Origin of the sequence: Bifidobacterium italicum, assembly GCF_002286915.1 — a bacterium.
GTDB lineage: Bacteria > Actinomycetota > Actinomycetes > Actinomycetales > Bifidobacteriaceae > Bifidobacterium > Bifidobacterium italicum.
Window position 1 is genome coordinate 1 of sequence record NZ_MVOG01000013.1, and the last position, 24,061, is coordinate 24,061.

The 24,061-nt window shown below is 66.2% G+C and carries 23 protein-coding genes and 1 tRNA gene; 6 read left to right on the forward strand and 18 right to left on the reverse strand.

The window, feature by feature from the left end:
* On the reverse strand, positions 1 to 364 hold a 364-nt coding region (locus B1400_RS04660; RefSeq protein ID WP_157909638.1), incomplete at its 3' end, for an AAA family ATPase.
* Between the two features lie 550 nt (positions 365 to 914).
* Here B1400_RS04660 and B1400_RS04665 point away from each other — a divergent pair.
* On the forward strand, positions 915 to 1,601 hold the full coding sequence (locus B1400_RS04665; protein WP_157909639.1) for a nitroreductase family protein: 687 nt from the start codon (positions 915 to 917) through the stop codon (positions 1,599 to 1,601).
* 20 nt (positions 1,602 to 1,621) lie between these two features.
* On the opposite strand, the gene B1400_RS04670 is transcribed toward B1400_RS04665, so the two are convergent.
* The 4 genes from B1400_RS04670 to trmB form a co-directional block, all read right to left on the reverse strand.
* Positions 1,622 to 2,206 carry a BUD32 family EKC/KEOPS complex subunit gene (locus B1400_RS04670; RefSeq protein WP_095613284.1) on the reverse strand — a complete coding sequence of 195 codons (585 nt, stop codon included), beginning with the start codon at positions 2,204 to 2,206 and terminating at the stop codon, positions 1,622 to 1,624.
* A 102-nt stretch (positions 2,207 to 2,308) separates the two neighbouring features.
* Entirely contained in the window at positions 2,309 to 2,545 is a 237-nt protein-coding gene (locus tag B1400_RS09660; RefSeq protein ID WP_157909640.1) for a zinc-ribbon domain-containing protein, read from the reverse strand.
* A gap of 199 nt (positions 2,546 to 2,744) precedes the next feature.
* Positions 2,745 to 2,819: transfer RNA gene (locus tag B1400_RS04680), tRNA-Glu, on the reverse strand.
* A gap of 107 nt (positions 2,820 to 2,926) precedes the next feature.
* Positions 2,927 to 3,760 (reverse strand): tRNA (guanosine(46)-N7)-methyltransferase TrmB, encoded by an 834-nt coding sequence (gene trmB / locus B1400_RS04685; protein ID WP_095613286.1) that lies wholly within the window; start codon positions 3,758 to 3,760, stop codon positions 2,927 to 2,929.
* A gap of 274 nt (positions 3,761 to 4,034) precedes the next feature.
* Here trmB and galE point away from each other — a divergent pair, with 274 nt between their 5' ends.
* Entirely contained in the window at positions 4,035 to 5,048 is a 1,014-nt protein-coding gene (gene galE, locus B1400_RS04690) for a UDP-glucose 4-epimerase GalE (RefSeq protein ID WP_095613287.1), read from the forward strand.
* 128 nt (positions 5,049 to 5,176) lie between these two features.
* Here galE and B1400_RS04695 read toward each other — a convergent pair whose 3' ends face one another.
* From B1400_RS04695 to B1400_RS04705, 3 genes are all read right to left on the reverse strand, one after another.
* On the reverse strand, positions 5,177 to 5,677 hold the full coding sequence (locus B1400_RS04695) for a low molecular weight protein-tyrosine-phosphatase (protein ID WP_095613288.1): 501 nt from the start codon (positions 5,675 to 5,677) through the stop codon (positions 5,177 to 5,179).
* Positions 5,678 to 5,751: 74 nt separating this feature from the next.
* Positions 5,752 to 6,441: a dihydrofolate reductase gene (locus tag B1400_RS04700; protein ID WP_095613289.1), complete on the reverse strand. Its 690-nt coding sequence runs from the start codon at positions 6,439 to 6,441 to the stop codon at positions 5,752 to 5,754.
* A gap of 79 nt (positions 6,442 to 6,520) precedes the next feature.
* Positions 6,521 to 7,321 (reverse strand): thymidylate synthase, encoded by an 801-nt coding sequence (locus B1400_RS04705; RefSeq protein ID WP_201260191.1) that lies wholly within the window; start codon positions 7,319 to 7,321, stop codon positions 6,521 to 6,523.
* 223 nt (positions 7,322 to 7,544) lie between these two features.
* Between B1400_RS04705 and B1400_RS04710 the strand changes: the two genes are divergently transcribed.
* The gene (locus B1400_RS04710) at positions 7,545 to 7,958 is read left to right on the forward strand and encodes an OsmC family protein (protein ID WP_095613291.1); all 414 of its coding nucleotides are present in this window, start codon (positions 7,545 to 7,547) and stop codon (positions 7,956 to 7,958) included.
* Between the two features lie 105 nt (positions 7,959 to 8,063).
* On the opposite strand, the gene B1400_RS04715 is transcribed toward B1400_RS04710, so the two are convergent.
* The 3 genes from B1400_RS04715 to B1400_RS04725 form a co-directional block, all read right to left on the reverse strand.
* Positions 8,064 to 9,110, reverse strand: coding sequence for a universal stress protein (locus tag B1400_RS04715; RefSeq protein WP_162288176.1), 1,047 nt, complete (start codon positions 9,108 to 9,110; stop codon positions 8,064 to 8,066).
* Positions 9,111 to 9,522: 412 nt separating this feature from the next.
* On the reverse strand, positions 9,523 to 10,320 hold the full coding sequence (locus B1400_RS04720; protein WP_095613301.1) for a C40 family peptidase: 798 nt from the start codon (positions 10,318 to 10,320) through the stop codon (positions 9,523 to 9,525).
* Between the two features lie 224 nt (positions 10,321 to 10,544).
* Positions 10,545 to 11,486 carry a CHAP domain-containing protein gene (locus B1400_RS04725; protein ID WP_095613292.1) on the reverse strand — a complete coding sequence of 314 codons (942 nt, stop codon included), beginning with the start codon at positions 11,484 to 11,486 and terminating at the stop codon, positions 10,545 to 10,547.
* A 368-nt stretch (positions 11,487 to 11,854) separates the two neighbouring features.
* On the opposite strand from B1400_RS04725, the gene serC reads away from it, so the two are divergent.
* Positions 11,855 to 12,994, forward strand: coding sequence for a phosphoserine transaminase (serC, locus tag B1400_RS04730; RefSeq protein ID WP_095613293.1), 1,140 nt, complete (start codon positions 11,855 to 11,857; stop codon positions 12,992 to 12,994).
* Between the two features lie 75 nt (positions 12,995 to 13,069).
* On the opposite strand, the gene manA is transcribed toward serC, so the two are convergent.
* Complete coding sequence (manA, locus tag B1400_RS04735; protein ID WP_095613294.1) at positions 13,070 to 14,428, reverse strand: mannose-6-phosphate isomerase, class I; 1,359 nt, start codon at positions 14,426 to 14,428, stop codon at positions 13,070 to 13,072.
* 129 nt (positions 14,429 to 14,557) lie between these two features.
* On the opposite strand from manA, the gene B1400_RS09795 reads away from it, so the two are divergent.
* Positions 14,558 to 14,818 carry a hypothetical protein gene (locus B1400_RS09795; protein ID WP_162288177.1) on the forward strand — a complete coding sequence of 87 codons (261 nt, stop codon included), beginning with the start codon at positions 14,558 to 14,560 and terminating at the stop codon, positions 14,816 to 14,818.
* 18 nt (positions 14,819 to 14,836) lie between these two features.
* Here the strand turns inward: B1400_RS09795 and B1400_RS04740 are convergent, their stop codons facing one another.
* Positions 14,837 to 16,129 carry a sensor histidine kinase gene (locus B1400_RS04740; protein WP_162288178.1) on the reverse strand — a complete coding sequence of 431 codons (1,293 nt, stop codon included), beginning with the start codon at positions 16,127 to 16,129 and terminating at the stop codon, positions 14,837 to 14,839.
* A 138-nt stretch (positions 16,130 to 16,267) separates the two neighbouring features.
* On the opposite strand from B1400_RS04740, the gene phoU reads away from it, so the two are divergent.
* Entirely contained in the window at positions 16,268 to 16,948 is a 681-nt protein-coding gene (phoU, locus tag B1400_RS04745; protein WP_095613295.1) for a phosphate signaling complex protein PhoU, read from the forward strand.
* A 99-nt stretch (positions 16,949 to 17,047) separates the two neighbouring features.
* Here the strand turns inward: phoU and B1400_RS04750 are convergent, their stop codons facing one another.
* The 5 genes from B1400_RS04750 to B1400_RS04770 all read right to left on the reverse strand — a co-directional run bounded on the left by B1400_RS04750 (position 17,048) and on the right by B1400_RS04770 (position 23,735).
* On the reverse strand, positions 17,048 to 18,043 hold the full coding sequence (locus B1400_RS04750; RefSeq protein WP_095613296.1) for a zinc-binding dehydrogenase: 996 nt from the start codon (positions 18,041 to 18,043) through the stop codon (positions 17,048 to 17,050).
* The gene (locus B1400_RS04755) at positions 18,040 to 20,193 is read right to left on the reverse strand and encodes an oleate hydratase (RefSeq protein ID WP_095613297.1); all 2,154 of its coding nucleotides are present in this window, start codon (positions 20,191 to 20,193) and stop codon (positions 18,040 to 18,042) included. Before B1400_RS04755 ends, B1400_RS04750 begins: the two co-directional genes overlap by 4 nt.
* Positions 20,194 to 20,785: 592 nt before the next feature.
* Positions 20,786 to 21,526, reverse strand: coding sequence for a phosphoglyceromutase (locus tag B1400_RS04760; protein WP_095613298.1), 741 nt, complete (start codon positions 21,524 to 21,526; stop codon positions 20,786 to 20,788).
* 86 nt (positions 21,527 to 21,612) lie between these two features.
* Positions 21,613 to 22,653, reverse strand: a complete 1,041-nt coding sequence (gene menA, locus B1400_RS04765; RefSeq protein ID WP_235607332.1) for a 1,4-dihydroxy-2-naphthoate octaprenyltransferase — start codon at positions 22,651 to 22,653, stop codon at positions 21,613 to 21,615.
* Positions 22,654 to 22,850: 197 nt separating this feature from the next.
* The gene (locus B1400_RS04770) at positions 22,851 to 23,735 is read right to left on the reverse strand and encodes a hypothetical protein (protein ID WP_095613299.1); all 885 of its coding nucleotides are present in this window, start codon (positions 23,733 to 23,735) and stop codon (positions 22,851 to 22,853) included.
* Between the last annotated feature and the right edge of the window lie 326 nt (positions 23,736 to 24,061).

Here is a 24,061-nt window from a genome sequence, read left to right on the forward strand (position 1 = left end):
TTGTTCCGCCGCCGTCCGTCACGACGCGCCGGGCGATGTCGACCGTCTCGCCGTCGTCCCCAACACGCACATCGAGACGCAGCCGCACGGCGCCCGACGCGTCCGCCGTGGCGAAGACGGTATCGTCGGCGCCGGTGAGCGACGCCTCGACGATGAAGGGACGTGTCGGGTCGCGCAGGTCGGCGGCGCCCAGCGTCGCGTAGAGCCGTGCACGCGGAGCGCCGAGCAGCAGATCGAGGCAGCGCAGGATCGAGGATTTGCCGGATTCGTTCGTGCCGACAAGAACAAGGTGGTCGCGCACCTCGACGTCGAGGTCGGTCACGCGGCTGTGGTTGAGGATCTTCAGTGCGGACAGGCGCATCATCTGCACTCCTTCGTCGGCTGCGCGGACGTCTCCACTGTAGCCGGAGACGGCAACCGGAGGGCGCCGCGGCACGACGATCGTCGTGCCGCGGCGCCCCCGGGTATGTTCTTCGCAAAAAGGGAAAGCCTTCGTCTGCCTGTCCGCCTCCGTTTCCGCCCTGACGGGCCGTGCGCCGCGCGCCGGGACGCGCAGCGGATCGTCGTGGACTTCGGCTTGCGCCGCGTCCCTAGGTCCCTCCAGCATCGCAGCCGTTGCGTTTCGCGACGTGAAACGTCGTATTACCGGCACGTTTCCTCCAAGCCGACCCGTCATCTGCGGATGCGCGCAATCGTTGGAACGGCCGCGTTGTGCGGCGCCGACGCCATCGGATCGGGACACGAAGGACGCCCGCGCGTTCACCGTAGGTGGAACGCCGGTGGACGCGCGATCGGCTCGGCAGATAATACGTACGAAGGACCGACCGTGCCGGCCGCACGGCGGGACGTGTGGATGGGAACCGTGCATGCTCCGGCGGCGGCGCACGGGCGACGTGCGAGGGAAAGGACGATCGGTGGATCTTCTCGAGGCGATGGACAGGCGGCACGCGGTGCGCGCATACACCGACGAGGCGATCGACGCGCGGACATGCGACGACCTGCGCGCGCTGATCGGCCGGCTCAACGCCGCGGACGGACTCGGGATGCGGCTCGTCACCGACGAGCCGGACGCCTTCGGCAACGCGCTGCTGCATTACGGCATGTTCAGGAACGTGCGCAACTATGTGGCGATCGCCGCCGACCAGACGAAGGACTGGGAGCGGCGCTGCGGCTACTATGGCGCGCAGGTGCTGCTGCGCGCCGCGCAACTGGGGCTCGACACCTGCTGGGTCGCCCTGTCGTTCAGCAAGCATCAGGCGGCGCGGCATGCGGGATTCGACGCCGAGGACAAGGTGCGCTTCGCGATCGCCGTCGGTCATGGCGTGACGCATGGCAGGCCCTCCCGTTCGAAGACCTACGGGCAGGTCGCTTCGGCCGAGGGAGGCATCGCGGTGCCGACGTGGTTCGAGCATGGCGTCGAAGCGGCGCTGCTTGCGCCGAGCGCGCTCAACCAACAGAGGTTCACGTTCCGGCTCGAGGCCGACGGACGCACGGTCGCCGCCGATCCAGGCATCGGTCCGTACACGCGGACCGATCTGGGCATCGCGCAGTACTTCTTCGAGGTCGGCGCCGGGGCGCATGCTCCCCTCGTCTGGCGATGAGCGACCGGGACGGGACCGGCTCAGCCCTCAGTGCCGGCGTCCTGCGGGGCGCGCTGCGTATGCTCGGCGACGTAGGCGAGGAACTCCGGCGTCTTCGACCAGTACTTCACCCCCCAGTTCTCGAAGTCCCGCGCGTCCTTGTAGGGCCTGCATTCGAAGTCGATGTAGTGCACGACGCCGTTCTCGACGACGAAGTTCGTCGGGAAGTAGTTGATGTTGATGTGGCGTGCGGCCAGACGTTTGGCGAGCCGTCGGATCTGGTCGAGGTAATCGTCGCGCATCTGGTCGGTGAGGACGAGCTCGTAGATCGTGGGGCCGTCGACGTACTCCTTGAGGATGCGGTCGTGGTCGAGATCGACGTCGAGCATCGCCGGCAGCCTGACGCCCAGTTCGCGCAGCTTGCGGTAGTCGCGGATCTCGGCCTGCATCTTGTCGGCGTACTGGTAGTAGTCGTACGGACCGTAATGGATCTGTTTGAGCACATACCGCACCGGCGGATGCGTCTGCGAACGCACGAGGAACGAATAGCCGCCATTGCCTTTGCCAAGCAGCCGGAGCACGTCATACGGGGTCCCGTTGACGGTCAGCGTTTTGCACTTTCCCATGGGAAAAGCGTATCATGCGACCGCGCTGGACCCCGGTTTCAGGCCTTCTTTCACCGGTTTTGCGGCGAAAGGGTCGCGGACCCTGCACTGACCCGGCCGCGCCTAGTGCAGCGGCGCCCACATCGCGACGGCGGCCGCCTCCGAGGTGACGCCGGCTCCCCCCAAGCCCAGCTGCCTCGACCGGACCACCAGCAACGCCGCGACGACGACGGCCGCGACGAGCATGGCGACGACCATACGCCGCAGATGCGCGCGCTCCCCGTCGACGGGCGTGCCGCACACCGGGCACACCTTCGCCCGTTCGTTGAGTTCGCTGCCGCACCGCGTACAACGCCGCATCGCATCCACCTTTCGTTCCCGACGACTCCGGATCCGCATCGGCATCCATCGGCCATCATCCATCCTAGGCGCGCGGGGCGTACACGTTCCGGCACGTCGATGCGCAGCCGGAGCGCCGATTGTTGCCCGCATGTCGTTACTGGGTTGGTACAGAGAAGCAAAGAAGCCTTGGAATCGTTGCAATTCCAAGGCTTCCTGTTGGTACCCCCTGAGAGAGTCGAACTCTCGTTGTCAGATTGAAAGTCTGGTGTCCTAACCGTTAGACGAAGGGGGCTTTCGACAACTCAATTGATATTACACGAATCGGCATATCGCGCAAGCATCGGCGTGTCGCATTCGGCGGCGCCATGCGGCGGCCGGGAAGGCCGCCGCATGGTCCGCTCAGACCCTGCGGTACGTGAAGTCGTGGATGACGCGGCCCGCGTCGAGACCCTTGCGCTCGAAGTTCGTCAGTACGCGTCCGTCGAAACGCGGCGATTCGACGAAGTCGGCATGCGGCAGCGCCGCCGCTTGCGCCGCGTTGCCCTTGCCGACATGCGCGGTCGGCAGGCTCACCGTCAGATCGCCGACGTTCTCGAAGTCGGCGCGCGCATCCATGACCTCGTGCACATGCAGCGCATAGTCCTCGATGTCGGTCGCGATGCGCCACACGCCGCCCTCGCGGAGGGCGGCGTGCATGTGCACGGCGAGCTCGGGCTGCACGATCCGGCGCTTGTGGTGGCGCATCTTCGGCCACGGATCGGGGAAGAAGGTCCACACCTCGTCGACGACGCCGGGCTCCATGACGGCGAACAGCTCCGGCGCGTTGATCCGCGCGACCCTCAGATTGTCCAAGCCGTGCTTGGCCGCAAGCAGCACCGTATGCGCGACGCCCGGGTCGTAGACCTCGATCGCGAGGAAGTTGCGTTCGGGATGCGCGGCGGCCGCGGCCACGACGTTCTCCCCCTGCCCGCTGCCGATCTCGACGGTGAGCGGCGCCGCGGCGCCCCAGTGGTCTCGCACATAGGAGCCGGTGAACCCGAAGCCCGGCGTCGGGTCGAGCCTGCCCTCCTCGGCGATGTTGTCGAGGACGTAGCGCGCCGCATGATTGTCCATCGCGCGCTGCAGCCGCGCGTCGAGACGCGCGGACCTGCGCACGAAGGAGAGCACCTTCCTGTCGCGGAGCGGATTCACGGCGTCCGCGTTGTCGATTCCTTCGATGTTCTGCTGAGCCATACCCACAGTGTATGCGGCGACCTGTATCGGCGACGGCGCGGACCCGGCGGCCGCGGGCGGAGGACGTCCGGCCACGCCCTAGACTGGGAGGGGGCACGCGGCGCACGCCGCAACCGCCGTCGACGCGCATGCGCCGGCGCAGGCCGCAACACACCGACGTCGCCAGTTTTGTGCGATAGTGTTCAGGTGATACACTGTAATCGAACATAAACGAACATTGCAACAAAAAAGATACCAATACCGTGATGTTCGACCTGTCGAAGGAAGGCTCAACATGACTGTTCTTGTCACTGGCGGATGCGGCTACATCGGCGCGCACGTCGTCCATGCGCTGCACGAAGCCGGAGAGGACGTCGTCGTCGTCGACGACCTCAGCTACGGCAAGCCGGACCGCATCGGCGGGGCGCGTCTCTACGGCATGGACATCGCCGCCCCGGGGGCCGGCGCACGCCTCGCCGAGATCATGGAGGCGGAGGACGTCGACGCCGTCATCCACTTCGCCGCGCGCAAGCAGGTCGGCGAATCCGTCGAGAAGCCGCTGTGGTACTACCAGCAGAACATCAACGGCATGCTCAACGTGCTCGAGGGCATGAAGGAGGCGGGCGTCAAGAAGCTCGTCTTCTCCTCCTCCGCCGCCACCTATGGCGAGCCGCCGGTCGACGTCGTCCCCGAGGACGTCGAGCCGATGGTCCCGATCAACCCCTACGGCCAGACGAAGCTCTTCGGCGAGTGGATGGCGCGCGCGTGCGAGCAGCCCTACGGCATCCGCTTCTGCGGCCTGCGCTACTTCAACGTGGCCGGCTGCGGCCCCGTCGAGCTCGAGGACCCGGCGATCCTCAACCTCATCCCGATGCTGTTCGACCGTCTCAAGCAGGGCAAGGCGCCCGCGATCTTCGGCGACGACTACCCGACGCCGGACGGCACCTGCATCCGCGACTACATCCACGTCTCCGACCTCGCCGACGCGCACCTCGCCGCGCTCAAGTACCTCGACCGCGATGAACGCAAGTACGACGTATTCAACGTCGGCACCGGCGAAGGCACTTCGGTGCGCCAGATCGTCGACGAGGTGAAGAAGGTCACCGGCCTGCCGTTCCAGGAGACCGTCATGGCGCGCCGCGCCGGCGACCCGCCGCAGCTCATCGGCTCCCCGAAGCGCATCAACGAGGAGATGGGCTGGCATGCGCGCTACGACGTCGACGACATCGTCGAGTCGGCATGGAACGCATGGCAGGCGAACCCGGAGCACCACATCGACGTCGAGACCTGGAAGCAGCAGGACGCCTGACGACTCGTTGCGTGTCCGTGCCGACGGTGCCGTCGGCACGGACACGCAACGACGAACCGTGAAAGGGGCGGAGCACGAATCCTCGTGCTCCGCCCCTTTCACGGTTCGGTATGCCTGCGCCGTCCCGCTCAGCGCTGCTCGTTGTCGAGCTGCTGCTCGACGTAGTCGGCGATATGCGGGGCGACCTCCTCGATCTGGTCGATCGCCGTCTCGAATTCGCGCATGCCGCCGTACCACGGATCGACGAGGTCAATCTCGCCTTCGTGCCCCGGCTGCGGATCGGGCAACGACGGGTCGAAGCTGCGGTACATATGCACCTCGCTGCGCTTGCTCAGCGGCAGCATGTGCATCAGCGCGTTCATATGGGAGGCGGTCATCGGCAGGAACAGGTCGGTGTCGTCGATCTCCTGGCGTGTGATGCGATGCGCGAAATGGCGCGCCGGGATCTCGTAGCCGCGCTCCTTGAGCACCTTGACGGCGCGGCGGTCGATCGGGTTGCCGTACTCCTCATCGCTGACGCCGCTCGACTCGACGCGGACGCGGTCGGCGAGCCCGCGCTTGGCGAACTCATGCCGCAGGATGATCTCCCCCATCGGCGAACGGCAGATATTGCCGGTGCACACGGTCATGACGGTGTATGGCTTCGTCGCTGTCCTCTTCACGTTCCTATCCCTCACATGGGCCGTCCACACGGCCACGGTCGTTATTCGGTCGGCGCCCCCTCGGCGCGCCGGTTCTCGAGCGTCACATAACGGTATCCCCGGATGCCGCCGTCGTCGTGCGCCGGATGCATCCAGTCGGTGCGTTCGACGACCTCCCAGTCGCCGGAACGCAACGCCTTGTCCAGATCGGGGGCGTAGGTGTCCGCGTCCACGTCGGCGTCGATCTGCGTCAGATAGATCTTCGAGGCGATCGGCAGCATCTGTTCGAAGAGCTGCGCGCCGCCGATGACCCAGATCTCGCTGCGGTCGAGGCCGTCGTCCGGAATCGCCTCCTGACGGGCCAGATCGAGCGCCTCCTCGACGTCGCACACGACGGTCGCACCCGGCGCACGGAATCCGCGGTCATGCGTGAGCACGATGTTGTCGCGGTTCGGCAGCGGACGGAACTTCGGGTTGAGCGCCTCCCAGGTCCTGCGCCCCATGATGACGGGATGCGAGACGGTGAGCGCCTTGAAGCGGCGAAGATCCTCGGGAAGATGCCACGGCATCGTCCCCTCGAATCCGATGGCGCCCGAACGACCGTCCTTGTCGTTCGCCTGCGCCCAGATCAGGTTGATCGAGAAGGTCTTGGCGTAGTCGTCGCCCCAGTCGTCCTCGAACTCAGCCTCGACAGGCCCGGCAAAACCGGGCACGGGTTCGTGATAGCCACTGCGGCTACTGTCATGCTCCATTTCGTCTCCTTGAACGTAAGTAACCGGGTCACCAGTCTATGCAATCCCGGCGACGCCCGGCCCTGCGTCGGCGCGCGGCTCAGACGGCGATCGGCGCCTTGATCGTCGGATGGTACCGGTAGTCGACGATCGTGAAATCGTCGTAGCCGTACTCGAACAACGAATCGGCCTTGCGGATCTCGAGGCGCGGATACGGATACGGTTCGCGCGACAGCTGCTCGAGCACCTGATCCACATGGTTATCGTAGATGTGGCAGTCGCCGCCGGTCCAGACGAACTCGCCCGGCGCGAGCCCCGCCTGCTGCGCCATCATCATCGTCAGCAGCGAATAACTCGCGATGTTGAACGGCACGCCGAGGAACATGTCGCACGAACGCTGGTACAGCTGGCAGCTGAGACGACCGTCGGCGACGTAGAACTGGAACAGCGCATGGCACGGAGGCAGCGCCATATGCTCGACCTCGGCCGGGTTCCATGCGCTGACGACCATGCGCCGCGAGTCCGGATCGTTGCGGATCAGGTCGAGCACATTCGAGATCTGGTCGATCGTGCGGTTCGGATCCTCGGGCGTCGGCGCCGGCCAGCTGCGCCACTGCACGCCGTAGACCGGTCCGAGGTCGCCGTTCTCGTCCGCCCACTCATCCCAGATGTGCACGTTGTGCTCCTGCAGCCAGCGCACGTTGCCCGATCCCTTGAGGAACCACAGCAGCTCATAGGCGATGCCCTTGAAGAACACGCGCTTCGTCGTCAGCAGCGGGAAGCCCTTCGCCAGATCGAAGCGCATCTGCTGGCCGAACAACGAGATCGTGCCGGTGCCGGTGCGGTCGTTCTTGAGGTTGCCCTCCATCAGGATCTTGCGCAGCAGATCCTCGTACGGCATCGGGATGTCGGTGCGCGGACGCGATGGCACGTCCTGTTCGCGGATTCGCTGAAGGTCTTGCTGAGTCAATGGCATGGTTGGCTATCGTAACCGCAACTTCTGACCTTCCGACGACACCCGGACGCCGGAGACGAAGCAGGCCATGGCGACACGGCGGGGCATGGACGCGCCTAGAATGTGCTTGACCAAGACCAGCGGCGACCGCCGCGGAAAAGAGGGACATATGAGCAAGCGACTGTGGGTCGAGAAGAACAAGGACGGCTCGTGGGACGCGTTCAGCGACGACGGCGCCCACATCAAATTCGGCAAGGACCGTGGCCAGTTCACGCCGGGCGACCTGATGAAGATCGCGCTCGCCGGCTGCGCGGCGCTGTCGAGCAACTTCGCGATCGAGAGCGCGCTCGGCGACGGCCACGCCGCGAAGATCATCGTCGACGGCGCCTACGATGCCGACAACGACGCCTACATCAACTTCAACGAACAGGTCATGATCGACGCGACCGACGCCTCGCTGAGCGACGAGGACGTCGAGAAGCTCAAGAAGCGCGTCAAGGCGCACATCGAAAAGGGCTGCACCGTCATGCACACCTACGAGCAGGAGACGCCGGTGCGCATGGACATCGAAGTGCGCCGCTGAGCGCCCCCGCCCCATCGGCCACGGCGACCATATGATCATGAAGGGCGGGAGGCACGCACCTGCGAGGTGCGTGCCTCCCGCCCTTCATCGATGGCCGCGGGTCCGTCAGTCGTCCTGCTTGTCGCCGTGGTAGTCGGCCGCATTCGGATCGATCTTGATCTCGATCTGCCGTTCGACGTCCTCGTCGGCGCGGTCGACCGGCACTTCGGTGACGAGCTCGTCGAGCGTGACGGCGGCGATCGGCTCGCCTTCCTTCTCGGCGCGCTGCTCCTCGGCCTCGACGAACTTGCGCGGCACGACGAGCACCGGGGACACCGAATGCTGCAGCAGACCCTGGCTCGTCGAATTGAACAGCAGGCCGGTGAAACCGCCCCGGCCGCACGAGCCGACGACGACGATGTCATGGTCGCGGCTCGCCTTCGTCAGCGTCTCGACGGCGTTGCCGGCGACGATGTTCTCACGGATGTCGAGCTCCGGATACTTCGCGAGGATCGGCTGAAGACGCGCGTCAAGCTCGTCTTCGAACTTGCCGCGCACCTCGTCGTTGTCCAGATTCGTGTTCGACGGCACGACGGTGATCACATCGAGCTGCGCGCCCCACGCATGCGCGAACTGCGCGGCGAGCTCAAGCGCACGGATGCCCCACTTCGTGTCGTCGGAGCCGACCGCGACCTTCGTGATGACGTTGTTGAGGTGCATCAGGTTGCCCTTGTCGTCGGTGTACGGCACGACGACGATCGGGCAGTACGCGTAGGCAGGCAGGCTCGAGCTCGTCGTGCCGAGCAGGCGTTCGGCGAGGCCGCCCTTGCCGCGGTTGCCGATGACGATGAGGTTGTAGTTGCGCGAAAGCTCGACGAAGACCGACGACGGGTCGCCGGTCACGATGAGCGTCTGCGCGTCGACGCCCTGCTCGTCGGCGATCGCCTTCGCCTTCGACAGGATCTCCTGCGCGTCGTTGTGCGCGGCGTTGTCGTCCCCCATCGCCGTGTACGTCGCGTCGAAGGAGACGGCGGCGTAGCTCGGCAACGAATACGCGCACACGATCTGCAGGCTCAGCCCGACGTGCTTCGCGTAGTTGGCGGCCCACCACGTCGCCTTGTAGCTTGCATGCGATCCGTCGACGCCCACCAGAATCGTGTTGTCGTTCACCATCAGAGACCTCCTTGCCCAGCACAACCTTCTCTTCGGTTGGTTTCCACGTTCAAGAATACCGTGGTTTTCCTTCGTCGCCTACCTTATCAGCCGAAAAGCCGCCCCAGGTTACGCCCACCGCGCCTCCGGGGCCATCCACAGCGTCCCGTTCCGTCAATCCGATCGACAAACCGACCCGCCAACCAGCCCCTTTCCGTCCCGCTCCATCGACGCCCTCGACGGAGCCACCCGCAAACCAGCCCCTTTCCGTCCCGAACCGTCGGCGCCATCGACGAGCCAGCCCGTTTCCGGGTCGAACCGCCGACCAAGAGGACGGCCGCGCCCGCGAATACCCCTCCGCAGACAAAAAGAGAGGGTGCGTGGTTCCGAAGAACCGCACACCCTCGAGAAAAGTGAAATGTGGGGATTGGGATTACAGCACGCGACGGATGGAGTATCCGCCCGAGAAGACGGCGAGGCTCGTGATCTGCGTGCCCTGCGCCGGATTGAGCGCATTGACGACCATGCCGTTGCCGACATAGATCGCGGCGTGCATGCCGTTGGCGATGATGTCGCCCGGCTGAGCCTGTGCGAGGCTCGGCACGGCGATGCCGACGGTGGCCTGCTGGCCCGACGTGCGTGGCAGCGAGATGCCGAACTGGCCGAACACCCACTGCACGAAGCCGGAGCAATCCCAGCCGGACGGCGACGTGCCGCCCGCGACGTACGGCGCTCCGACGAACTTCGATGCGAAGTCGGCGATCGCCTGACCGTTCTTGCTTGCCGGCACGGGCACGCTCGGGGTCTGGACCTGGGCGGCCGGGGTCCCTTCGACGACCGGTTCACGCTCCTGGCTGCGGCTCGCTGCCGCGGCGGCCTCCTGCTGCTCACGCGCGGCGGCCTCGGCCTGCTGGCGCGCGGCCTCCTCCTCGGCCTTCTTGCGTGCTTCTTCCTCTTCCTTGGCCTTCTGTTCGGCCTCCTTCTCCGCGGTCGACTTGGTCTGAGGAACATTCATGCTCTCCAGGCCACCCCAGTTGGAGTCCTCGTCGACGTTCGTGGAGGTGGCTTCGGCGAAGAAGTTGGTCTTCGCCGTGTTCACTTTGGGGAATGAGCGTGTCGAGACGACGTAATTCGAACTCGACGCTGCATCATCTGCGACAGCCGCAGGCGCACCCACGAGCAGGGATGCGGCGAGTGCTGCAGCGGTAGTAATCGAAATAGAACGTTTCATCTTTTTCATCATCCTCCACGCTAGCATATGCCCGACGCGCCGTTCAGGGGCCGACTTATCGAAACGCATTGCCGTCACTTGCGACACGCCGATTGCAAACGTTGTCTCAATCTCAGGTAGTATAGATGTCTTTTTCCCCAGCCACCGCCTTGCGGCGCCGCTGCAACCGATATCCCACCGCGGCGGCGACGGGTACGGTACGGGCATGGCCGGGATCGGCGATGTCAGTAATGGATATAGGTGAAGGTCTTCGCCTGATCCGCCGTGAACTCACGCTGGGAGATGACGCCGAGTCCTTCGACGTTGGATTCGGAGATGCGGATCGATCCGTCCGGATTGACGGCCTCGACGATTGCGACGTGGCCGTAGTAGCCGTGCGCGCCTTCCTGTCCGGGAGCGAACACGAGCACATCGCCGACGGCGCGCGCCTGATTGTCGACCCAGTAGCCGAGCGCCTGCGCCGAGGCGCCCCAGCTGCGCGCATCGCCGAAGTGGGATCCGGTGCTCAGGCCGAGCTGGTGGCGGCGTTCATACGACCACCACGTGCACTGCCCCCACGGGTAGGCGTTGCCGTTGTCGCCGGTCGCGTGGTTCGCGTCGAAGCCGGCCGGGAGCTGCTCCTCGTCCTTGTCGACGAGTTTCGAGACCTTGTCGTTGTATGCCTTCGCGGTCGTCAGCGACGCCGCGTCCTTGACGGTGTTCGTCTCGCCGAGGTTCCAGCTGCCGGTGACGGCCGTCGATTCCTGGCCGTCGATCGCCTCGCGCACGTCCGAGCGGGAGGCGCCGGCGTCGGTGACACGCGCGATGTCGAGCGTCTGCGTCGTCTCCGCGCCGTCGGCGAGCGGCGCCAGCAGGTCCTCGTCCGTCTTCATGAACGCCATCGACGTGGCCGCGGTGCCGACGAGCGCCGCAAGGGACGCCGATGCGAGGATCGTGTTGCGGCGTTGCGCGGCGCGCGCGGACTCACGGATCGAGCGGCGCGTCAGCGGCGCCACCTCATTGAGTTTGCGGGCGAGGGCCGGATCGAGGCCGGCCACCTCGCCGTCAGCGGCTTTGCTGGCGTAGACCGATTCGGCGGAATGCGCACCGTGCTTCGTGGTAAACAGGGACTTCGTCAGGGCTATAGCGCCTGGACCCTTGCGGGTCGCGTGGGCAGCATGCCTCATACGTAAATCACTCCTTATTCAACGTTGCTCAACTGCGTGCACGGCGTGCGTGCGTTCGACTCACAAAAAAACAGGGTACATCATCAAAACGCCAAACCGTGCCCCATCCGCGTTTCCGCGGATGGGGCCGATTGGCGGCGCATCGCAGCGAAAACCAAGCGGCAGTAGCGGTTTTGCATTCTCCTAAAGGGAACGACAAACCGTCAAATCTTCACATTTCGAAGCATATCCGCCACATGTCCTCCACATCCATACGTCCTATGTGCGTCCCTTCCGGCTCCTCCTGCGCCGGCGCCGTCAATCCCCATCGGCCCATCCGTGCGCCCCGCACGCCGCATTTTTCCTTTGCTGTGGCTACGCTGGAGGGCATGGACACAATCACGATTCCGCAGTCAATGCTTCCCGAGGACGCCCGCTTCGGCTCCGGTCCGAGCAAGATCCGCCCTGAGCAGATCGAGGCCCTCGACCGCGCCGCGCTCACCGTGCTCGGCACATCCCACCGCCAGGCCCCCGTCAAGGACATCGTCGGCTCGATCCGTGAGGGCCTCGCGTCCTTCTTCTCGATCCCCGACGGTTATGAGGTCGTGCTCGGCAACGGCGGCGCAAGCGCGTTCTGGGACATCATCTGCGCATCGTTGATCACGCGTCAGGCCGCCTGCGGCGTCTACGGCTCGTTCAGCGGCAAGATGGCCGCATCGGCGTCGTCGGCGCCGTTCCTCGAACCGCCGATCCTGTTCGAGAGCGAACCGGGCACCTATTGCGTGCCCGAACGCACCGAATACGTGGACACCTACTGCTGGGCGCAGAACGAGACGTCGACCGGCGTGCAGGCGCCCGTCTACCGCATCGACGGCTCGCGCGAGCAGGGCGCGCTCATCTGCATCGACGCGACGAGCGGCGCCGGCGCGATCCCGGTGGACATCACGCAGACCGACGCCTATTACTTCTCCCCGCAGAAGGCCTTCGGCTCCGAAGGCGGCCTGTGGGTGGCCTTGCTCTCCCCCGCCGCGATCGAGCGCGCCGAAGGTGTGCGCCGCAGCGCGAGCCTCGAGGGCGCGCGCCGCTGGATACCGCCGTTCCTGTCGTTGACATCGGCGATCGACAACTCACGCAAGAACCAGACGCTCAACACGCCGGCGCTCGCGACGCTCGTGCTGCTCAACGAGCAGGTGCGCTGGCTCAACGAGAACGGCGGTCTGGCGTGGGCGTCGGCGCGCTGCCGCCGTTCGTCGGACATCGTCTACCACTGGGCCGAGCATTCCTCCTACGCGCGTCCGTTCGTCACCGATCCGGCCGCGCGCTCGCAGGCGGTCGTCACCGTCGACCTCGACGAGTCGGTGCCTGCGGCGAACGTCATCGCCGCACTGCGCGACAACGGCATCGTCGACGTCGCCGGATACCGCAAGCTCGGCCGCAACCAGCTGCGCGTCGGCGTCTTCCCGTCGGTCGAGCCCTCCGACGTCGAAGCACTCGTGCACTGCATCGACTATGTCGTAGAACGGCTCTAGTTGTCCCCGCCCCGCAATCGCCGATGCCCCGCGAAACGCCGGCGTTTCGCGGGGCATCGGCGATTGCGGGATGGCTCAGAACGGCGTCGACGCCATCAGATACGAGCCCGGGCCGCCGCCGACGCGCGCCCACCCGTCGCTCGCCGGAATGAACACGGCCTCGCCCTGATGCAGGGTGCGCGAACCGGTCTCGGTGGCGCATACGATCTCGCCCTGCGTGCACAGCAGCACGCGCGGACCGGCGTGCGGCACGACGCCGCGTCCTCGCACCTGCTGCACGAGCGCGTCGTAGCGCGCGGCGAGACGGTCAACGATCGGCCACGGCTCGGCGGCGTCCACATGGCCGTAGGCGAGCACGTACTCGCTGACACCGGGTTTGTAGAACACGACGTCGCGCATGAGCAACGCCCCGAGCCTCGAATCGGAGGGGTTGACCGGGCTCGACGGGCGGCAGTCGACGCATTGCAGCAGATTGGCGATGTCCTTGTGCTTGACCGTCATCCCGGCGCGCAGCACGTTGTCCGAATTCGTCATGATTTCAGCGCCGGTACCATATATATAGGCATGCGGTACGCCGGTCGGCAGGAACACCGACTCGCCCTCCTCGAGCCGCACCGGGTTCATCATCAGCAGCGCGAGCACGCTCGTGTCGCCGGGGAACGCGCGTGCGGCGCGCAGCGCGAAGTCGAAGGCCATCACGTTGCGCGCGTGCGGCGCCTGCGCGGCCGCCTGCAGCAGATCATCGACGAGTTCCCGCGGATCGCTCGCCTCGGCCGTGACCGCCGTATGGAACGCGCGGAAGACGCGTTTGCGCGATTCCGGCCACACCGTCGCGGCGACCGGCATCATCATGTCGGCCTGCGCGAAGGAATCGTCGCCGCGGCGCCCACCGGAGGCGTAGGCCTGCGCCATCCGCTGCGCGACCGGCGAGCGCAGCAGCTGCAGGTTGCGCAGCGCGAAGCCTTGCGACGCGAACCCCACGGAGGCGAGGAACGGCTCGAGCGCGACGACCATCTCGCTTTTCGCGTTCATGTCCTTGAACGAGCGCTCAGGCGCGTCCAGGGCGATGCCCCGCCGATTCTCCATGTTGAAGCCCGCGCGAGCCTGGAAGTCGACCGGATGCACCTGCAGCGACAGCGGTTCGTCAGCCGCGATCGTCTTGAACAGGAACGGCAGCTCGGGACCGAACTCGGCGACGCCGCGCGTGCCAACCATCGCGTCCGGATCGCCGGCGATTAAGTCGGTGAGCGCGACCTCGTGCGTCTTGCCGCCCCCGTCCGGCACGTCGATCGTCGACGGCGACTGCGCATGCCCGCTGAACCACATCTCGGCGAGCGGCCCCTGCGCGTCGGCGCCGCCCAGACGGAACATCCGCTGCAGGCTGCCGTGCGATCCCCACGCGTAGCGTTTGGGCACCGGGTGGATCGTGTACACGCGCGTTCCTTTCTGCCGTCCGTCCGAACGCCCCCATTGTACGCGATGGGCCTTGGGGGCGCCGTGCGCGCCTGAATCAGCCCAGAGGATGACGGCGCCCTGTCCCCGCCTGTATTAAGGTTGAGGGTTATGAAGTTTGCCCCGATCATCGATCCGCACGCCCGGCGCCCCATGCCGAAGCCGGCGCAGGTGGACCTTCGCAAGGCATTCATCTTCGGCATCGCCCTGTGGACGGTCGCGCTCATCGTATGCGCCTGCTGCTGGTATTTCGGCCATATCCGTTGGTTCCAGATGGCCGCGTTCATCTGCGCGCTCGGCGTGCTCATCGGCTTCGCGCTGCTCGTCTGGGAGCATTTCGACCGCTCCGACTACCGCCGGCTCGGCCAATGACCCATCGTCCGCCGGCCCCTATTCCCGCTTCGCCATCGGCAGCACGAGCGTGAAGGTGCTGCCCTGTCCGGGACGGCTCCACACCTGCACGCTGCCGTGATGGGTGAGCGCGACGTGCTTGACGATCGCGAGGCCGAGGCCGGCTCCGTCCCCCGTCCGTTCGTTCTGGACGCGTCCGCGGTAGAAACGCTCGAAGATTCGCTGCTGATCTTCCCCGGGGATGCCGCACCCCCGGTCGATGACGCGGATGACGGCGTCGCGCCCGTCACGGCTCGCTCGCACGTCGACGCTGATGGTCGCGCCCCCGGGCGAATACCGGAGCGCGTTGTCGAGCAGCTTGCCGATCGCGGCGCGGATCTGCTCGCTCTCGCCGTGCACGACGAGCGTGTCGTCGCCGCGCACGGCGATGCGCTGCCCGTGTTCGGCGGCGAGAGGCCGGGCGACGTCGACGGCCGCCTGCACTTCGGCGAGCACGTTCAGCACGTTGTCGGCGGTCGGGACGACCTGTTCCTGCGCCTTGATGAGCAGCAGCAGGTCGCCGATCATATGGTCGATGTAGCCGATCGTGCGACGCACATTGCGCGCGTCGCGCGCGATCTGCCGTTCGTCGAGCCCTCCCCGTTCGAGCGTCGCCGCCAGATGCTTGAGCTCGTCGCTCGGCTGCACGAGGCGCTGCGAGACGTTCGCGATGAAGTCGTCGCGCACCTGCGCGAAGCGCACCGATTCGCTGACGTCGTCGAGCAGCACGACGACGAGCCCCTCCGAGATCCTGCCGACGGTGACGTTGAGCCAGTTCGGCCTACTCACCGTCCCGATATGCGGCAGCCCGTCGTCGTCATCGGCGTCGTCATCATCGGCGACGTCGCCGAAACGGCGCGGCGTGCGCGTCATCAGCTCGAGCGTGCGCCGGCCGCCGTTCGCGCGCACGTCGCGCACCGCCTCGGCGATCGGCACCGACACGATCGCGTCGTCGTCGACGACGCCGAGACGGTAGGCGTCCGGGTTCGCGCGCACGACTTCGTCTTCGTCGTCGACGACGACGGCCGCCGCCGGGATCATCGTCAGCAGCGCGGCCGTCGAATCCTGCAGATCGTCGTCGTCCTCCTCGTCGTCGTCCACGTCGCGTCTCCTATGGCCGCCGCGCCAGCGGGACAGGACGTCGCCGATGCGTTCCGTGAGGGACGTGCCGCCGGTCGCGCGAGTGAACAGCGGTGCAAGCGCGTCGACGAGCAGGATTCCCAATCCGACGAGCGCGCCGAGCGCGAACAACGCGAAGGCCGCGGCGATGATGGCGGACGTTTCGATATGCATACCGCCATTGTGGCACACCGCGACGCCGCATCGGGAGGCGAGGCGGACGAGCGGTTGGTTTCTCCGGGCGTGTCCTCTACACTGGTGACACGGCAGGCCGCCGCAGGAAGGCGCGGCCGATGAACGAAAGGCGGGAAGATGCGCGTTATCTTCAACGAGGGGCTCAAGGCCGTCGCCGACGACCTCGACCATATGGTGCGCAACGTGCGTGACGCGATCCACGGCGCGGGGGCGGCGCTGCTCAGCCAGGATCTCGACGCCGCGCAGAGGGTCATCAACGACGACGCCGAGACTGATGCACTGTCCACGTCGATCGTCGACCAGTGCGTCGAGTTGCTCGCCCGGCAGAATCCGGTCGCCACCGACCTTCGCGTCGTCGTCTCGACGATGCGTCTGGCGATCACCTTCGAGCGCATGGGCGACCTGGCCCGGCATATCGCCGAGGCCGCCCGCCGCACCTACCCCGATTCGCCGCTGCCGGCGAACGCCGTCGATCTGTTCCGCCAGATGCAGGACTTCCTCGACGTGACCGCCGACCGTCTCGTGACGATGCTCGCCGACCGGGACACGCACACGGCCGACGAGATCATCCGCGACGACGACCGTCTGGACGATCTGCACCGCAAGACGCTCATGCTCGCGCAGTCGGACGATTTCCCGGGCACGAACCAGCAGCTCATCAACGTCGTCCTCATCGGGCGTTTCATGGAGCGACTCGGCGACCATTCGGTCTCGGCGGCGCGGCGCGTCGTGTTCATCGTCTCCGGATTCGACCCGTCGAAGGAGCCGGCGCGCGACGAGGGCACCGACATCGACTGACGGCGGACATACCCTCCCGCCCGTTGTGGACGGACGATAGCAAGTATCCCCAGCATCCATTGTGGATACTGGGGATAATCTGTGGATGCGGGCGGCAGACTACCGATCCATGTCGACGACGAGCTTGCCGGTGACCCGGTGTTCGGCGAGCGAGCGCAGACCCTCGACGAGATCGGCGAACGGCAGCACGCCGGTGATGAGCGGGTCGAGTTCCCCCTGGGAGACCATCGACAGCACGTCCGACGCCATCGTGCCCAGATCGCGCCGCTCGACCGGATTGCCGGACGCATGCGCGCCGCCGAGGTTGACGACGTCGACGCTCAATGCGCGCGCGAACATCTGGGCGTCCGAAATCGGCGGCACATTGACGATCGTGACGAGCTGTCCGTTGTAGGCGAGCCTGTCCAGATCGCGCTGCGCCTCCCGGCCGCTGACCGTGTCGACGATGAGGTCGGCGCCCAGACCGCCGGTGAGTTCGCGCACGCGCGCGTCGACGTCCTCGGTGCGGTAGTCGATGATGGCGTCGGGACGCACATGCTCGCGCACGAAGTCGACGTTGCGCGTCGAGCACGTCGTGAGCACGGTGACGCCGTGCATCTTCGCGAGCTGCGCGGCGATGCCGCCGACCGCACCGGAGCCGCCGTGGACGAGCGCGGTGCGCACGAGGTTGAGGTTCGGCTTGCGGTTGATCGTCTGGTAGGCGGTGAGCGCGCCGCACAACAGACCCGCCGCGGTAGTGTAGGTCACGTCGTCCGGGATGAGCGCGAGCTCGTATGCCGGTGCGCTCACGTATTCGGCGAAGCAGCCGTCGCAGCGCAGGTCGCCGTGCCCGGCGACGCGCATGCCGACCTTCCATGTGTCCTCGACGCCTTCGCCGATGGCGACGATCTCGCCGGCCACGTCGAGTCCGAGGACATGCGGATACGTCCAGGACGCGTTACCGCCTTCGGCGAGCTTGTAATCGACCGGATTGAGGCCGGCCGCGTGCACCTTCACGAGCACATGGCCGGGCCCGGCGACCGGTTCGGGGACGTCGGCGAGCCTGACGGCATCGATGCCGCGCGCCTGCGCGTCGGGAATCACATACGCCTTCACTTGGCGTCCTTTCCGTTTGCGTCGGAGTCGCCCTCCGGCGCGGTGAACTGCTCCTCGGCCTCGGGCCCATCGGAGCCGGCGGGCTGCGGGTCGACGCTTTCCTGCGCCGGCGTGATCGCGGCGGCGGCCTCTTCGGCGGCCTGATCCGGGAAGGCGGCCTTCTCGGCATCCTTCGCCTCGTTCATCAGACGCTCCTCGTCCGCCTCGCTGAACGAGGCGTCGAAGCGCATGCCCGGCTTCATGTCCACCGGATGCTGGGGATCTGCGAGGGCTCCGAAGGTCTTGAGCATCTCGTAGATGTAGGTGCCCTTCGTGCGGTTGAGCGCGACCTCGATCGCCTTGCGCTCGATGCCGTTGCGCCCGAAGGTCGTCAGCGGCTCGCCGTCGCGCAGCTTGACGGCCGCGTTGAGCATGTCGCGCACATCGTATTCGCTGTTCCACACCTCCGGGACGCCGCGGTCGACGTCGCACAGCGTGTACACGGCTTCCATGCCGGTGCGCATCGAATACTCGGTCGTGAAGATCGTGTCGCGCGGCTCCTCGGCGAACTGGCCGATGAACGCGAAGTTGACGGCGCCGTCGGGCACGACGTCCGGACGGTCGCCGAGTTCGCGCGGCATGAAGAACGCGTCGACGTACGGCATCATGACCGGGATCGTGTTGCAGTGCTCCGAGGCGAGCTCGTGGATGCGATCGGTCGGCACGCCCATATGGTAGAGCCACTCCTCGCAGATCTCCTCGCCGGTGCAGTCCTGCATCTTCTTGCGGATGTAGTTGCCGGGGTTGTCCGGCAGCAGAGCGTCGATCCAGACGCTGATCTGGTCCTTCGGCTGGTCGCGGAACTGCTGCTGGCGGTTGATCGTCCAGCTCATCAGCCAGTTGGAGTCCTCGACGCTGACGATGCCGCCGGTCACCGTATGGCCGCCGAACGGGGAGCGTCCGGTGATCTTCTCGATGTACGGGATGATCTCGTCGTCGAGCGTCGTCGCGGTCGCGCTCATCCACTTCGTCAGGTTCGGATCGTAGATGAACTTCTCCGGATGTCCGAAACTCGGGTCGACGGCGGCGATGCGGTTCCATGTGTCCCAGCCGTTGCCCGGCTTGAGCGACGGGTCGAAACCGGCCGGAGTGTTCTGGTTGCCTTCGGTCGTCGACTCGACGAGGCCGCCGTTCGTGATGAAGACGAAATCGTCCTCGGTGAGCTCTATCGTCTTCGTCTCGTCATGCTTGAGGTCGGTGACGACGAGCGTCTTGGCGACCTTCTTGTTCGGCGTCGAATACGGGTTGCGCGGGAAGGCGCCGTTCTCGGCCTGCGCGCGGACGATCTCGTCCATCGCGACGTTCGTGAACTCACGCTTCGGCCCCATCTCGGTCTCGCTGACCTCGAAGGTCACGTCGTCGACCGACGTCTGCATGTGGAACTGCACATCATGCGCCTTCAGGTAGTTCATCAACGGCAGCACCATCGACTCGTACTGGTTGTAGCGGGTGAAACGCAGCGCCGAGAAGTCCGGCAGGCCGCCGATGTGGTGGATGAAACGGTGGATGTAGCGGCGCATCTCGAGCGCCGACTGCCAGTTCTCGAACGCGAACATCGTGCGCCAGTACAGCCAGAAGTTCGAATTGAGCACCTCGTCATCGAAATAGTCGGTGATCTTCTTGTTCGCCAGCTCGTCCTCGGTGGCCAGATACAGCTTGAGGATCTCCATGACGGCCTTGTCGGACAGGCCGAACTTGCGGTCGGTGTGCGCGTCCTGACCGCGTCCCTTCGTCGCGCGGCACTTCGAGAAGTTCGGATCCTCCTTGTTGAGCCAGTAGTAGTAGTCGAGCATCGAGACGTCCTCGTCCTCGATGCTTGGCACGTCGCGGTAGACGTCCCACATGACCTCGAAATGGTTGTCCATCTCACGGCCGCCGCGCATGACGTAGCCCTCGCCCTTGATGAAGGCGCCGTCGAGCGCGCCGCCGGGCAGCACGTCCTTGTCGAACACGTGGATGTTCTTCCCCGGCATCTGCGCGTCGCGCACCAGATAGAACGCGGCCGTCAGCGCAGCCAGGCCGGTGCCGATGATGTAGGCGCTCTTCCTCTCGATGCCCTCCGGTTTCCTCGGATGCGCGAACGCCTCGAAATTGCCTGCGGAGTAGTACATGATTCCTCCTTCTTCACGGACCTGATCCGATGAAGACGTATCCGCGCCGACTTTCGGCGCTCTGCCTACCATCGTCGGCCCATCCGGGCCCGGCACGCGCGGAGGTTCACTGACAGCGTCCGGCATGGACGTCTCGCAGCCGCATGGACTATGGAAGGCAGCAATGCCGCGCACAGTTGACGGACCGCCGCGGTCGTCCCGTCCCCGTCAGGGTTGGCGCGAGGCTCGTCGAACCGCAGTGCCCCATCCCTTCCGGCCGTGACGCCGCATCACTCGATAGTTCAGGCACGGAACGCGGTTATGCGACCGCATCCCCGACGTTCGGCTGCACGGACATCTCCGCTCGGGCACGATCCGCACAACATCGGTCAATCCACGCGACGATCGTCACAAAACCAACCAGAACACCCCAATAAAGCGACACCGCGCGCCATCCGTCGCGGCATGCGCGCGCATGACCCGATTCCGCGATCGAACTATCGAGTTATGCGGCCATCCCCCACATCCGCCCCGTGTACGTCCCGAAAACGACGATGTGGCTGTCCCATCCACAGGGATGGGACAGCCACATCGGACGCAACGGAGGCTCAGATCACTTCTGGCCCTGGGCCGCAACGGCGGCGGCTCCGGCGGCGGCGGCCTCGGGATCGAGGTACTCGCCGCCCTTCTTGATCGGCTTGAAGTTCTCGTCGAGCTCGTAGACGAGCGGGATCGCGGTCGGGATGTTGACCTTGGCGATCTCCTCTTCGGTCAGGCCGTCGAGCATCTTGACGATCGCGCGCAGCGAGTTGCCATGGGCCGCGATGAGCACGGTCTTGCCGCTCTTGAGCTCCGGGATGATCTCGGCGTCCCAGTACGGTTCGACGCGGGCCACGACGTCGGCGAGGCACTCGGCTTCCGGAACCGGATCGCCGGCGTAGCGCGGGTCGTTGTTCTGCGCGTACTGGTCGTTCGGGTCGATCTCGGGCGGCGGGGTGCCGTAGGAGCGGCGCCACAGCATGAACTTCTCGTCGCCGTACTCCTCGCGGATCTCGGTCTTGTTCTTGCCCTGCAGCGCGCCGTAGTGACGCTCGTTGAGACGCCAGTCGCGCTTGACCGGGATCCACAGACGGTCGGCCTCGTCGAGCGCGATGTTCGCCGTGTTGATCGCGCGGCGCAGCAGCGACGTGAAGACGATATCCGGAAGGACACCCTTCTCCTTCATGAGCTCGCCGCCGTGCTTGGCTTCCTCGCGGCCCTTTTCGGTCAGCGGGACGTCAACCCAGCCGGTGAACTGATTTGTCTTGTTCCATTCGCTCTGACCATGTCGGAGCAGTACCAGTTTGTATGTCATACGCTTCAGTCTAGCGTTGCGTGCTGCCAAAATCGGCGCGTCGCGCGCATACGCGTTTCACGACGCGTTTCACAGCTGCACCGCCTTCAGACCATCAACGCGAATCCGTTGAACGCGAGCGCCGTCGCGAGCGCGAGCAGCCCGAGCGAACGCATCGCGCGCATGTATTTGCGTTTGGCGATGTCGAGCGACGCGAACCATCCGGTGAGCAGCGCGCACAGGGCGCCGAGGATGCCGAGGAACGCATTGAGCACGGACAGATGCGCCAGCCGCTCCCCCAGCACGCTCGTCGTCGTCCACGCCGCGGCCGCTCCGAGCATGACGATCGCGACGGACGCGATCGTGCACACGGCGCCCCAGGTGCGCCCCATGCGCACGGCCCATGTGCGCTTGCCGGCCTCGCGGTCCGTCTCCAGATCGCGCAGGTTGTTGACGCACAGCACGCTTACGGCGACGAGACCGATGGCGGTCGCGCCGACCCATGCGGCCGCGTCGAGCGCGCCGGCGATCGCGTAGGTCGTGCCGAGTGTGGCCACGAGTCCGAAGAAGACGAAGACGGCGACCTCGCCGAGTCCGATGTAGCCGTAGGGGTGGCGGCCGCCCACATATCCCCAGCCGGCGGCGAGGCACAGCGCGCCGACGATGGCGAGCCACCAGTATCCGGTGATGACGATGACGGCGACGCCGCATACGCAGGCGAGCGCCGCGTTGACGATGGCCGCGGCGAGCACCTGCCTCGGGGGCACGCCGGATGCGACGAGGCGCGCCGGGGGCACCTCCATGCGGTCGGCCGGCGTGTCGAGGTCGTCGTCGAGACGCGAGGCGATCGCGCGGGCGGCGCGGTGCGCGTCGGTGCCGCGGATGCCGTCGGCGTAGTCGTTGACGAAGTTCGCGGCGATCTGCAGCAGCATCGCGACGAGCAGGCACAGCACGGCGACGGCGACGATGCGTGAGGTGTCCGGCATGCAGGACGCGCCACCGTGGAGGAGCGCGCATCGCGGCGCCGATGACGCGGCCGCGCGCTCGCGCACGAGACGCACGCCGGCGACCGCTCCGATCCACACCGGGGCGACGCTCAGCGCGAGCGTGCGCAGACGCATGCCGCTGATGTACTGGTCGATGGTCACTGGTTCCTCCGTTCCGCGCTCGTCATATGGATCGGCGACGCCTGATGGCCGCACGACGCCGTCGGCGTCCCACACTACGCGCGGCGCGGTATGGTGGGCGCCCCGGCGCGCCGATATAGCCGAAGACCTCCACATTCGGTGGAGGTCTTCGCGGATGGGATGCGACGGCGGCGCGACGCCGTCGTGCCATCGTTCACTCAGGCGTTGCCGCCCGGGACGGTCGGCGGCACGGTCGGCGCGCCCGGGGCCGCGGGTGCGGCGTGCTGTCCGCGCGGCGCGGCGAACTGACCGGTCGGGGCTCCGGGGGCCATTGGCGCGGCCGGGGCCTGCGGCTGGTTCGGCACGCCGAACTGCCAGTTGCTGTTGTCGGTCGTGCCGACGGGCTGCGTCGGCGGCACGCCGGACTGCCAGCCGTTGTTCACGTAGGCGTTCGTCGGCGCCGGGTAGGCGCTCGGGATCGGCTGCGAGGAACGCGCGGTGCCGTTGAGGAGCTTCGTCTGCTGGGATTCGAGCCACATCGCGATGATCGTGCCGGCGAGCATGAAGATGACGGCGAAGAGCATCAGATAGAAGCCGATGTGGAAGTTCGCATAGCCATGCGTATTGAACGTGCCCCATGCGATCTGGTCGATGAACAGCACGGCGTAGACGACCGCGAGCGTCAGCGGGACGGCTTTGTTGTCGATGAACGCGAGGCCTGCGATCGCGACGGTGAGCACGAGGAACTGCCAGCCGAAGAAGACATAGGGCGAATCCGACGCGATGAGCGCCAGCGTTTCGCGCGAGTACCCCTTCGAGGAGAAGAACGGCACGAACACGGCGATGACGCCGAGCAGCGCGCCGAAGAACGTGATGAAGTCCGCGTAGATGATGTGCAGCTTGCCGAGCTGGATGCGCGTGGCCAACGTGGCCTTGATGTCGGCGTTCTGCTGGCGCGGCGCGCTCTGCGGCGGCATGTACGGGGCGTTCTGCGCGTACTGCGGCTGCGGTGCGCCGAAGGGAGCCTGCGGCGCTGGACGCTGTGCCGCCGGTGCACCCTGCGGGGGCATCGGTGCGCCCGGCTGCTGCTGATTCGGGTCCATGATTCCTCTTCTTCCTGTCGATTGACGATTACGATGTTCACTCTACATGCCGCGCCTCATTTTTCGCTGACTGCACCATCCCGCGGTCACCTCCCCCGCAACGAAAAACCGGCCCCGAAGGACCGGTTTCATATCATCGTCGTTTCATCGTCGTATCGATGTCACTGCTGCTGCGGCGACTGCGACGTCGGCGCCTGCGGATTCGGCACGTCGCCGTAGGCCGTCTGCTGTTCGACGACGACGTCATCGGCGCCGGTCGGCGAGGAGGGATCGGGCACCTGATAGACGTCGGTCTGTGACACTTCGGTGACCGAAGCCGCCGGCGG